11 protein-coding genes are annotated in these 11,734 nt (G+C 33.5%); all 11 read right to left on the bottom strand.

Features of this window, described 5'->3' with window-relative positions; translation table 11 throughout:
* Positions 1-107: 107 nt before the first annotated feature.
* Positions 108-584: a transcription elongation factor GreA gene (greA, locus tag AAA453_RS07840; protein WP_046465479.1), complete on the bottom strand. Its 477-nt coding sequence runs from the start codon at positions 582-584 to the stop codon at positions 108-110.
* A gap of 27 nt (positions 585-611) precedes the next feature.
* Positions 612-1,235: a uridine kinase gene (gene udk, locus AAA453_RS07835; protein ID WP_057512344.1), complete on the bottom strand. Its 624-nt coding sequence runs from the start codon at positions 1,233-1,235 to the stop codon at positions 612-614.
* On the bottom strand, positions 1,235-2,503 hold the full coding sequence (locus AAA453_RS07830) for a peptidase U32 family protein (protein WP_427704318.1): 1,269 nt from the start codon (positions 2,501-2,503) through the stop codon (positions 1,235-1,237). Before AAA453_RS07830 ends, udk begins: the two co-directional genes overlap by 1 nt.
* A 13-nt stretch (positions 2,504-2,516) precedes the next feature.
* Positions 2,517-3,440 carry a peptidase U32 family protein gene (locus AAA453_RS07825; protein ID WP_427704317.1) on the bottom strand — a complete coding sequence of 308 codons (924 nt, stop codon included), beginning with the start codon at positions 3,438-3,440 and terminating at the stop codon, positions 2,517-2,519.
* Positions 3,437-4,078, bottom strand: coding sequence for an O-methyltransferase (locus AAA453_RS07820; RefSeq protein WP_427704316.1), 642 nt, complete (start codon positions 4,076-4,078; stop codon positions 3,437-3,439). The genes AAA453_RS07825 and AAA453_RS07820 overlap by 4 nt, the downstream gene beginning before the upstream one ends.
* Positions 4,079-4,525: 447 nt before the next feature.
* On the bottom strand, positions 4,526-4,858 hold the full coding sequence (locus AAA453_RS07815) for a DUF1292 domain-containing protein (protein ID WP_285323293.1): 333 nt from the start codon (positions 4,856-4,858) through the stop codon (positions 4,526-4,528).
* 16 nt (positions 4,859-4,874) lie between these two features.
* Positions 4,875-5,303 carry a Holliday junction resolvase RuvX gene (ruvX, locus tag AAA453_RS07810; protein ID WP_002507439.1) on the bottom strand — a complete coding sequence of 143 codons (429 nt, stop codon included), beginning with the start codon at positions 5,301-5,303 and terminating at the stop codon, positions 4,875-4,877.
* Positions 5,304-5,306: 3 nt separating this feature from the next.
* Positions 5,307-5,567 (bottom strand): IreB family regulatory phosphoprotein, encoded by a 261-nt coding sequence (locus AAA453_RS07805; RefSeq protein ID WP_046465485.1) that lies wholly within the window; start codon positions 5,565-5,567, stop codon positions 5,307-5,309.
* Positions 5,568-5,635: 68 nt separating this feature from the next.
* Entirely contained in the window at positions 5,636-8,266 is a 2,631-nt protein-coding gene (gene alaS / locus AAA453_RS07800) for an alanine--tRNA ligase (RefSeq protein WP_427704314.1), read from the bottom strand.
* Positions 8,267-8,619: 353 nt separating this feature from the next.
* Positions 8,620-11,016 carry an SF1B family DNA helicase RecD2 gene (gene recD2, locus AAA453_RS07795; RefSeq protein WP_427704312.1) on the bottom strand — a complete coding sequence of 799 codons (2,397 nt, stop codon included), beginning with the start codon at positions 11,014-11,016 and terminating at the stop codon, positions 8,620-8,622.
* Positions 11,017-11,019: 3 nt separating this feature from the next.
* Positions 11,020-11,685, bottom strand: coding sequence for a tetratricopeptide repeat protein (locus AAA453_RS07790; RefSeq protein WP_046465488.1), 666 nt, complete (start codon positions 11,683-11,685; stop codon positions 11,020-11,022).
* Positions 11,686-11,734 lie beyond the last annotated feature (49 nt).

Raw genomic sequence — 11,734 nt, 5'->3', positions numbered from 1 at the left:
TCATTCTTATCATTAAGTTAACAAAATGTTACCATCAAGTATATAAATACTTTTGCATAGTGTAAAATCCCCCTAAATATCCTTGAAGATATTTAGGGGGATTAATTTTATTTAATATTTTTAATAATAACGTTTATTTCGCCACCATTTGGTAACGGTACACGTACTTCATCTTCTAATTTCTTACCAATTAAACTTTTAGCCATTGGCGATTCATTAGAAATCTTACCATTGAATGCATCAGATTCAGCCGAACCAACAATTTGGTATTCTTCTTCTTCTTCGCCTGGTAATTCTACAATTGTTACTGTTTTACCAATTTTAACTTCATTGTTATCACCAGTATCTTCGATAATCTGTGCATTACGTAACATATGTTCTACACGTTGAATATCTTGTTCGATAAATCCTTGTTCGTCTTTTGCAGCATCGTACTCTGAGTTCTCAGATAAGTCACCAAAAGAACGTGCTACCTTAATTTTTTCAACGACTTCTGGTCGTTTAACTGTTTTTAATTCTTCTAACTCATGTTCTAGTTTCTCAAAACCCTCTTGAGTCATTGGATATTGTTTTTGATTTTCCATTATGTCATCTTCCTTTACATATACATACTATTGTTTACTTACTAAAGTTTGAATCTTTGTCGTCATTATATCGATTGCTACTTTATTACTGCCACCTTCTGGAATAATAATATCTGCATATCTTTTAGTAGGTTCTATAAATTGATTATGCATTGGTCGCACCACATTTAAATACTGATTTATAACAGAATCCATAGTACGGCCTCTTTCTTCAGTATCTCGAAGTAACCGTCTTAAGATACGCAAATCAGCATCAGTATCAACATAAATTTTGACATCCATTAAATCTCTTAATGTTTTGTTTTCAAGCGCAAATATACCTTCCACGATAATAACATCTTTTGGCTCAAATGCAATCGTTTTATCACTTCTCGTATGATTTGAATAATCATACGTTGGAACTTCAATTTGTTTCCCATTTCTCAAATCATTTAAATTCTCGATTAACAAATCATTATCAAATGCAAATGGATGGTCATAATTGGTTTCCAAGCGTTCATCAAAAGTTAAATGCGATTGGTCTTTATAATAATAGTCTTGAGCCAATAGTGCAACACTATGACCTTCTAAATTCTTCATAATTTCATTTGTTACTGATGTTTTCCCTGATCCAGAACCGCCTGCAATTCCTATAATTGTCGTACTATTCATTATCCAATTTCCTTTCTCATCATGTTGTTGGCATAAATTGGATGATCGACTTTGATTTGCACGATTTGCAATGGGTGGCGTGCAGCATCAAGTTCATTACCTTCTTCATCATAAATTGTATCCACAACTTGTCTAAATGTTTCAATTTCAGGGCCAAAAAATTCGATTTCTTGTCCAGGTTCAAATTTATTACGTTGTTGCACTGTAGCTATATGGGTAGAACTATCATAATCTAATACTAAACCACAGAAGTCAAATGAAGCATTCTTTTTATTTTGTTGCCCAAACATTTGTTCTTCATAACCTGGCGTACCTTCAATAAACGCTGAAGCCGTATCTCTATTGGCACATTTATCTAATTCGATTAACCATTCTGGCTTGATTTTAAAATGTTCTGGATCCTCCGCATAAGCATCGATGACTTTGCGATACACAGAAACAACTGTTGCAATATAGTGAATAGATTTCATACGTCCTTCAATTTTTAAAGAATCAACACCAATATCCATCATTTTTGGTATAGCTTCGATTAGTTTTAAATCTTTAGGACTCATTGCAAATGGCGCAACTTCATCATCGCCATAGAATAAATCTAAATCGCCGTCTTGATCTATATGTAACAAGTCATAATCCCAACGACAACTTTGACAACAGCCACCTCTATTGGAATCGCGCGCTGTCATATGATTGCTTAAAGTACATCTTCCTGAATAAGCAATACACATCGCACCATGTATAAAAGACTCAATTTCAATATCTATTTTTTCTTTCATCTCTTTCATTTCCATTGCTCCAGTTTCACGAGCTAATACCACTCGATCTAAGCCTTCTTCTTTCCAAAATTCAACGGCTTTATAATTTGAAAGAGATTGCTGTGTAGATAAATGTATCTCTAATTTAGGAGCCACTCGTTTACATGTTTCAATAATCAGAGGGTCAGCAACGATAATGCCTCTTGCACCAGTTAAGGCCAAATCACGCAAATAATCATCTAATCCATCTATATTTTCGTCATGCGCAATGATATTTGTAGTGACATAAATTTTAGCACCATAGCGTTGAGCAAATTCAACGCCTTCTTTAATTTCATCCATTGTAAAATTATCTGCATTTGATCTTAAACCGTATTCTTGTCCACCGAGGAACACAGCATCTGCCCCATAGTGTACTGCAATTTTTAATTTTTCTAAATTACCAGCGGGTGCCAGAAGTTCAGGTTTATTCATTTTAGGTTTATTATGTAATTTAACTTCTTCTAAAACTTTCACTGTTAAACCTCCATCAATATACTGTTTGTTTAAATAAAAAGCCTTCGTCAAACGGACGATGTTCTGGTTGTATAGCTTCAATTGGATCGACAAGCATAAATTTTTCATCTTCATAAACTTCAGGATCTTCATTATATAAATCAATGGCTTCTCTATATTGTTCTGTACATACGTTAATATACGTTTCTGATTGTAATACACCATCTATTTTCAATGCATCTATACCAGCTGCTAAAAGTGGTTCTAGCTCTTCAATTAGACATATATCATTAGGTGACATGATATGTGTGCCATTATAATCCTCATACACGGGATATTTATTATCACGTTCTTCATCGTATAATAATAATTCATTTGCTTCTTTATTTCTTTCAATTTTCATTTGTCGTTCTTGAAATGTATAATAATTGCCTAATAACATACGTTTAGATTGGAACATGCAAGTCATTCCATGCACTTGAACTTCAATCTCAACATCAGCGTTTTCTTTAATGTTAATAATCTCTTCTAAACTAAGTTCTCTAGCTAATTGAGCACGTTGTGCACCTTTTTTACCCCAATAATTACATTGAAAGTAATTGGTAACTAGTGCTTCAGCATCCCAATTTAATGGAATTGGATGTGCTTGTTGTTTTACAAACATAACCACTGCTGGGTCACCAAATATAATACGGTCTACTTTAATTTCATGCAAAAAATTAATATAAGACGCCAATGCGTTCAGATGATAATTATGAAAAATGCCATTAACTGCAGCATAAGCTTTTTTACCTTGACTGTGTATTAAATCCACAGCTTTTATCATGTCATCTTTATTAAATTCACCTGCAAGTCTTAAGCCGAATTTTTGTTCGCCAATTACAAAAGCATCAGCACCTTTTTCAATTAATACTTCAATATGTTCAACAGATTTGGGTGTTACTAATAATTCTGTCATTTTGATTCCCCTTTAATTGAAATTGCCAAACCATCATCCATGTTTAAAAAATTAGTAGTATAATCTGTGTGATTCATTAACCATTCATTGTAATCTTGTACTTTCTTTACCATTTGTCGGACATTTCTATTACGAACAACAGAGATATCAGATACAAAGCCGTGATAAAGTACATTGTCAGTAACAACGATGCCACCTATTTTTAATAAAGGCGTATAAAGTTCAAAAAACTTTTTAGATTGTGCCTTCGCTGCATCAATAAATATCATATCATAGCTGCGATCACTCACATTTTCAACTTGCTCTAATGCATCGCCTTCAATTAATCTGATTTGGTTATAATATTGAAATAACTCAATATTTTCTTTCGCTTTATCTTGCATTTCTACATTACGTTCAATTGTAGTCACATTAATTTTTTCAGAAATAGAAGCAAATTGCATTGCGCTATAACCAATTGCAGTTCCAATTTCTAAAATATTAATAGGTTTATGTAATCTAATAATTTGTTTTATCATTTCTAAAGTGAGCTTATCAACGATGGGCACTTGATTTTCCTCTGCATAGGTTCTTAATGATTCAATATTTTTATCAGTTTGCTTATGCAAATTTAACAAATATAACTGATTATTATCCATTTTCATAACTTCCTTTGTTGTAAAATGATACTTTTTGTTTAAATAATAAAATAAATCAGTCAGAATAAATTGACTGATTGTCTGCAATAAAAGTAATTGGTAACTCGCTTTTTATAAGGATACGCGTTCGATTATTGATATTTAAATATATCATCAATATACATAACGTACGATTGAAATTAACTTTATATATTTTACCATAAACTAGCACAAAATATAAGTGTAAATTGTGTTTCAAAGCTGTGCTGAGCTTTATATAGTTGTTTTCCAAAACGGAAGCCTCTGTTTAGAATATGAGCTGAACAGGGACTTATGCCAACAATATAAAAAACTGTCAACAAAACCTCACACGTTTGTTGACAGCAAGAAAGGATGATTTCTAGTGAAATCATCCTTTAGTTATTTATTCGTCGCTATACGAGGCTATATGTGGCCTCTACAGTGATTTTATTCGTGGTCGTGATCGTGGTCATGATCATCCATTTCAGTATTAACTACTTCTTCAATCATGTCCCATTCTTCATCTGTTTCAACTGGTAAGAATTTACCACCTTCACCATTTTCGTCTGGTTCATTGATCATTGGTACTAATTCAACTAAATCTTCATCATCAGATTCAGCGCCTTCTTCAGCAAGAATAACATATTCTTTCTTGAATTCTGGGTGGAAAAATTCTAAAACTTTACGGTATAAAACTTCATTACCTTCTTCATCATATAGTGTTAATAATTCCTCTTCGTTGTTAATTTCTAATTCTGCATCTTTATTTTGTTCTGTCATTATTAAACGCTCCTTTTTATTGAATAGAGTCTAAATAGCCTTGCAGTATAAAAACTGCTGCCATTTTGTCTATTACTTTTTTTCGTTTCTGTCTAGAAACATCTGCTTCCAGTAAAGAACGTTCTGCAGCCATGGTACTTAATCGTTCATCCCACATAATTATCTCTACAGATGGCAGTGCTTCTTGAAGTTGCTCCTTGTATTGTAACGAAGCCTCGCCTCGAAATCCAATAGAATTGTTCATGTTTTTAGGTAAACCTATAACAACAGAGCCAACATTCTCTTTTTTTATAATTTTTACTAATTGTTCAATACCTAGTTCATTGTTTTCTTCGTCTATACGGAGTGTGTCTAATCCTTGGGCTGTCCAACCCATTAAATCACTTACTGCAATGCCAACAGTCTTACTTCCAACGTCTAAACCTAATATTTTATGCTTTAACATATATTATTTTGAATTCTCTTGTAAATAATTCGAAACAAGTTCTTCCATAATATCGTCACGATCTATGCGGCGTATTTGGTTTCTGGCCTCGTTATTACGAGGTATATAAGCTGGATCACCTGATAGTAAATAACCTACGATTTGATTTACAGGATTGTATCCTCTTTCTTCCAACGTATTATAGACATTTTGCAATACTGTTTTGACATCTTCTTTTGGAATTTCATCGTAATTAAACTTCATTGTTTTATCAAAATTTTCCATTCTTTTAGCACTCCTTCGTATCAAGTAAAAAAGTTCTTATTTACATTCTACATTACTATGCACTGAAGTTATAGAGATTTAATGTAATCTTTAATGAAACGTAATGATTCTGTGATGTTTTCAGGTTGAGTACCTCCACCCTGAGCCATGTCAGGACGGCCTCCGCCTTTTCCTCCTACAATAGGTGCCATGTTTTTAATAATATCTCCTGCTTTCACTTTAGCAGTTAATTCTTTTGGTACAGTGGCAACTAATGATACTTTTCCATCCACGTTACTTACTAATACGATTACTGTATCTTGTAATTTCGATTTAAAGTCATCCATCGTTTCACGAATTGCTTTGGCATTTGCAACTTCAACTTCTGTTGCTAAAACTTTCAAGCCATTTATATCTTCAACTTGGTTAGTGATATCACCCATTTTCAAGGCTGTAACTTCTTTGTTTTTTTGCTCTAATTGTTTTGTAAGTTCTTTTTCATCAGATTGCATTTGCACTATTTTTTCAAATACTTGTTCATCTGTTTTAACTTTAACTTGAGTCTTAACAGCATTAAATTTCTCTTGTACAGATTCTAAATATAGAAATGCTGATTTACTTGTAAATGCTTCGATACGACGCACGCCTGCACCTGTACCTGATTCACTAACAATTTTAAACAATCCAATTTCAGACGTATTATTCACATGGATACCACCACATAATTCAATAGAGTATGGTGCCATATTTACAACTCTTACTACATCACCATATTTTTCACCAAATAGTGCCATAGCACCTATTTGCTTAGCCTCATCAATTGGCATTTCTTGGATATTAACATCGATGCTATTCCAAATTTCTTCGTTAACACGTTGTTCAACACGATCAATTTCTGCTTGACTCATAGGACCGAAATGTGAGAAATCAAATCTTAAACGGTCTGCTTCAACCAATGAACCAGCTTGATTAACATGATCGCCTAACACTTCTTTTAAAGCAGCATGTAACAAGTGCGTGGCACTGTGGTTTTTCTTGATTGTACGGCGGTCTTCGTGATTCACGCTTGCAGAAACTTCAGCATCTTTTCTAACTGTTCCAAACTGAACTTCACCTGTATGTAAGTTCTGCCCGTTTGGTGCTTTCGTTACTTCAGTCACGGCAATTTCAAATTGTTCGTTACTGATTATACCTTGGTCTGCAACTTGTCCACCACTTACAGCGTAGAAAGGTGTTTCACTTAATACAAAATGAATTGTTTCTCCAGCTTCAACTGTATCTACTAATTCTCCGTTATAGATAATATCAGTAATCGTTGTTGCTTTATCCATGATGTCGTAACCTACAAACTGACTTTCAGTAGTTATTTTTTTCAATACTTCACTTTGAACCTGCATAGATTGAGAACTTTGACGTGCTTGTCTTGCTCTATTTCTTTGTTGTTCCATTTCAATTTCAAAAGTCTGCATATCAACAGAAAGGTTTTCTTGTGTTGCGATCTCTTCAGTTAATTCAACTGGGAAGCCATAAGTATCATATAATTTAAACGCATCTTTACCATTGATTTCCTGAGTTGAATCTTTAGCTTTTGCAACTAAATTATTTAATATCGCAAGTCCTTCTTCTAAAGTTTCGTGGAAACGTTCTTCCTCAGATTTAATAACACGTTTAATAAAATCTGATTTTTCTTTTACGTTTGGATAATAAGGTTCCATAATATCCGCAACAATATCAACCAACTGGTACATAAATGGTTCATTAATTTCTAGAGATTGACTGAATCTTACAGCACGGCGTAACAATCTACGCAATACATAACCTCTGCCTTCATTAGCAGGTAATGCGCCGTCAGCAATTGCGAATGCAATTGTACGTATATGATCAGAAATCACTTTAAAGGCAACATCATAGGCATCTTTTTCTAAGTACTTTTTGCCAGAAACTGCTTCAACTTCATGAATAATAGGCATAAATAAATCAGTTTCATAATTTGTACGTACATTTTGGGCGATAGAAGCCATTCTTTCTAGACCCATGCCAGTATCAATGTTTTGATTTGGTAATGGTGTATAAGTGTGATCTTTATTATGATTAAACTCGCTAAACACTAGATTCCACACTTCTAAAAAGCGTTCATTTTCTCCACCAGGATACATTTCTTCTTCAGGATCATCATGACCAAATTGATCGCCACGATCATAGAATATTTCAGTGTTGGGACCAGATGGACCTTCACCTATATCCCAGAAATTACCTTCAATACGGATGATTCTACTTTCTTCTAATCCCATTTCTTCATTCCAGATTCTATATGCTTCCACATCTTCAGGATGAACTGTGACATAAAGTAATTTCGGATCCATTGCCATCCATTTCTCACTTGTTAAAAATTCCCATGCAAATTGGATTGCTTCTTTTTTAAAATAATCACCAATTGAGAAGTTTCCTAACATTTCAAAGAACGTATGGTGTCGTGCAGTAAAGCCTACGTTTTCAATGTCATTAGTACGAATTGCTTTTTGTGAATTCACTATACGAGGTTTTCTCGGTGTTTCTCTACCATCAAAATATTTTTTCAATGTAGCAACACCAGAGTTAATCCATAGTAAAGAATCATCATCAATAGGCACTAACGGCGCTGAAGGTTCAACCATGTGTCCCTGTTCAACGAAATAATCAATAAAACTTTGTCTAATTTCACTAGCTTTTAAGTTTTTCATCCTTAAAATTCCTCCATCTCAAATCAAGTTATAACAGTTATAAGAAAAAATTGAAAATAAAAAACGCCCATCCTCATAAAAGGGACGAACGTTTCGCGGTACCACCCTGGTTATAAGCATTAGTAAATCTATTTCTATCTAAACTTTAAAGATTTACATATCAGACGATAGTTATTCTTAAAATTTACTAACTCACACTTATCACTTAATTAGTTAATATTTATACTGACATAAAGCAGCGTTCAACTGTATTATCTGTACTTTCCACCAACCAGTACATCTCTTGTTGTCTAACACAGTCTACTCACCTTTATGCTAAGTTAATTATATTGTATTTACTTTCGTTACTAATGTCAATCTTCTACAAAGTCGTATGGTGAAATGTCTCCCATGTTGATCATTGGGTTAATTTTAAAGATATTATCTTCAGTCAAAATGATGTCTGCATCAATTGTTTTACTGATTGCAATACTATCTTCAGCATCTTCAGTTACTTCGTTGCTGAAATAAGTTTTCAGAAATGTGCATAATTGTGTCATTCTCACTTGACCGTGTGTTTTCAATCCAATATCAAATGCTTGTGGGTCACCTAAAAATATAAGCGACTGCTTCGCTCGGGTAAGCCCTGTGTATAAAATAGGTTTTTGTAACATTCTAAAATATTGTTTGACCATTGGCATAATGACTATAGGAAATTCAGAACCCTGAGACTTATGAATAGATGTGCAATATGCATGTGTTAATTCTAATAAATCTTTTCGAACAAACGTTATTTCATTGCCATCAAAATCAACGACAAGTATGTCTTTATTTAATGCATTTTCTTTCGCCCAAAATATACCTACGATTACACCGATATCACCATTGAAAATATTATCACTTGGTCGGTTCACAAGTTGTAAAACCTTATCACCTTTTCTAAAAACAACATCACCAAACTCAATTTCTCGAGTATCTTTGTCTTTAGGGTTCAATATATCTTGCAAGACTGTATTAAGTTTTTTTATACCTGCGGAACCTTTATACATAGGTGCTAACACCTGAATATCACTCATGTCATATCCTTTATTTACTGCACTTGTCACTACTTTTTCAACTACTATGGGTATTTGTTCAGTCGTACATTTGATAAAGTTACGATCATGGAAACGCTGTGTGATATTAATTGCTTCGCCCAATTTCATTCTATGTGCCAACTCAATAATGCTAGAACCGTCTTGTTGTCGGTATACTTCAGTTAAATTAACACGGGGAATGACTTTTGAATCGATTAAATCTTTAAACACTTGTCCAGGACCAACAGATGGTAATTGATCTTCATCACCTACTAATATAACTTGTGCGTCTATAGGTACTGCACTCAAAAATTGATGGAATAGCCATGTATCAACCATCGACATCTCATCAATAATAATAAGTTTTGCTGATATTTCATTTTCTAATATGTCTTCAGGTTGTGTATCTTGATTCCAACCAATTAGGCGATGTATCGTCATTGCTTCTAAGCCTGTAGATTCTGCAAGCCGCTTCGATGCCCTGCCGGTAGGTGCGGCAAGCACAACTGGGTAATCGTCATTCTGGTAATCATCATAGTCTAACGATAATCCATGGATTTCTGCATATAACTCTACGATACCTTTGATTACTGTCGTTTTACCAGTACCTGGACCCCCAGTGAGTAGCATGATTTTAGTATTGATTGCAGTTTGCAGCGCGTCTCTTTGTGAGTCGGCATATGTTACTTCATTACGGTTCTCTATTTCACCAATTTCAAGTAATAACTCTGATTGCTCAATTTCTTTTAATTTATTTGTATGCGTAAAATTGCGATATAAGTTTTGAACGCTTTTCAACTCTGAATAATACAAACTTGGTATAGCAACTTCATTTTCTTGTTGGATTAATTTCGTATCATTTACTAAATCTTGCAATACATTGATAAGTTGTTGTGCATCAATCATTTCTGTTGGTGGTTGAGACAACATATCTTGTGTCATTTCCAGAACATTATTTGTAGGTAAATATGTATGACCTTGTTTAATACATTCTTCTTCTAAAACATATAATAAACCCGCTTTTAAACGTTCATCATCATTAAATTGAATACCCACGTTGCGCGCTAAAGTATCTGCTTTATTAAAACCGATTCCTTTTACATCATAAACCAATTGGTAAGGTGTATTTTCAACAACTTTAAGTGTCTCACCTAAATAGGCTTGATATATTGCCATAGCGAGCTTCGGACCAAAACCTAAATCGTGAAGGCGTATAATAATTTGTTCTGTTTCTTGATTACTGGCGATTTGTTCTGCAATTTGCTTTTGTTTCTTTTTCGGTAGACTCGGTACTTTTTCTAAAACGGCAGGGTCATTGAGTATATCGCTTATGGCATTCTCGCCTAACTTATTTACAATGCTTTGCGCCGTTTTTTTACCAATACCTTTAAAAAGGTCACTGGATAAATAACTAATGATTGCTTCTTTTGTTTGTGGTAATTCTTTTTCAAACGTTTCAGCTTTGAGTTGCTTACCATATTTAGAATGTGTTACAACTTGACCTTTAAACGTATAGACATCACCTTCAGCAATTTCTGGAAAAAACCCTACAATTGTAGGCATTGAATCGAAATCTTCATTTGTTTCAATTGTATCTACCTTTAAAACCGTATAAAAGTTTTCTTTATTTTGAAATAAAATGGCATCTACGGTTCCTTTAATCATTGAATTATTAAATAATGTAGGGTCTTCCATTAGTTATTCCTCCTCTGCTATAGATTTAAAAGTTTTAATTGCGTGTTGGCTCATCACGTGTTCTGGATTAGCCTCTACTGCACGTTCAAAAATTTGAATTGCTTGTGTTGTATCTTCAGTTTGCATATAAGTAGCTAAGCCTAGATTATATAAAGCATCTGAATGCTTTTCATCTAAAGTTAATACATGGTTCAATTGAGTCATTGCTTGTTCAAACATTTCTAAATGACATAATACAAGACCATATTGAAATTGAACTTCCACGTCTTTACGGTCATCTTTTTCAGCAGCAGTCATTAGGAACGGTAATGCCTCTTTAAATGCCTCTAGTTGATTAAATGACATACCAATCATATAATTCGTATCCACTAAATCTACTTTGTATTTTAGCGCTTGCTGATATAGTTTGATTGCTTCACTAAAACGTCCTTCATTATAATATACATTACCTAAATTATAATAAATCGCACCATTCTCTGGGTCGAGTGTTATTGCTTTTTGAAAAAACTTTTCAGCCTTTTCAACTTCACCCGCTTCAGCGATTAGAATACCCGCATTTATGTAATTTTCAACTTCTTTAGGATTTTCTTCAATATTTGCAAATAATGCTGTTAATGCTTCTTCAATATTACCTTGTTTAATTAATTTATATATTTGTTCTTGATCCAATTTAAACCCTCATTTCTGACTATTCATTATAACATTTGCTCATCTTTTT

The organism is Staphylococcus parequorum, from assembly GCF_039237145.1.
Lineage (GTDB): Bacteria > Bacillota > Bacilli > Staphylococcales > Staphylococcaceae > Staphylococcus > Staphylococcus equorum_A.
This window is presented reverse-complemented; position numbering and strand designations above follow the sequence as displayed.

What these genes read in the sequence shown, in the direction of transcription:
- recD2 (WP_427704312.1), bottom strand. Translation starts at nt 11,016, where the DNA reads ATGGAAGACCCTACATTATTTAATAATTCAATGATTAAAGGAACCGTA.
- greA (WP_046465479.1), bottom strand. Translation starts at nt 584, where the DNA reads ATGGAAAATCAAAAACAATATCCAATGACTCAAGAGGGTTTTGAGAAA.
- AAA453_RS07825 (WP_427704317.1), bottom strand. Translation starts at nt 3,440, where the DNA reads ATGACAGAATTATTAGTAACACCCAAATCTGTTGAACATATTGAAGTA.
- AAA453_RS07820 (WP_427704316.1), bottom strand. Translation starts at nt 4,078, where the DNA reads ATGGATAATAATCAGTTATATTTGTTAAATTTGCATAAGCAAACTGAT.
- alaS (WP_427704314.1), bottom strand. Translation starts at nt 8,266, where the DNA reads ATGAAAAACTTAAAAGCTAGTGAAATTAGACAAAGTTTTATTGATTAT.
- ruvX (WP_002507439.1), bottom strand. Translation starts at nt 5,303, where the DNA reads ATGTTAAAGCATAAAATATTAGGTTTAGACGTTGGAAGTAAGACTGTT.
- AAA453_RS07815 (WP_285323293.1), bottom strand. Translation starts at nt 4,858, where the DNA reads ATGACAGAACAAAATAAAGATGCAGAATTAGAAATTAACAACGAAGAG.
- udk (WP_057512344.1), bottom strand. Translation starts at nt 1,235, where the DNA reads ATGAATAGTACGACAATTATAGGAATTGCAGGCGGTTCTGGATCAGGG.
- AAA453_RS07805 (WP_046465485.1), bottom strand. Translation starts at nt 5,567, where the DNA reads ATGGAAAATTTTGATAAAACAATGAAGTTTAATTACGATGAAATTCCA.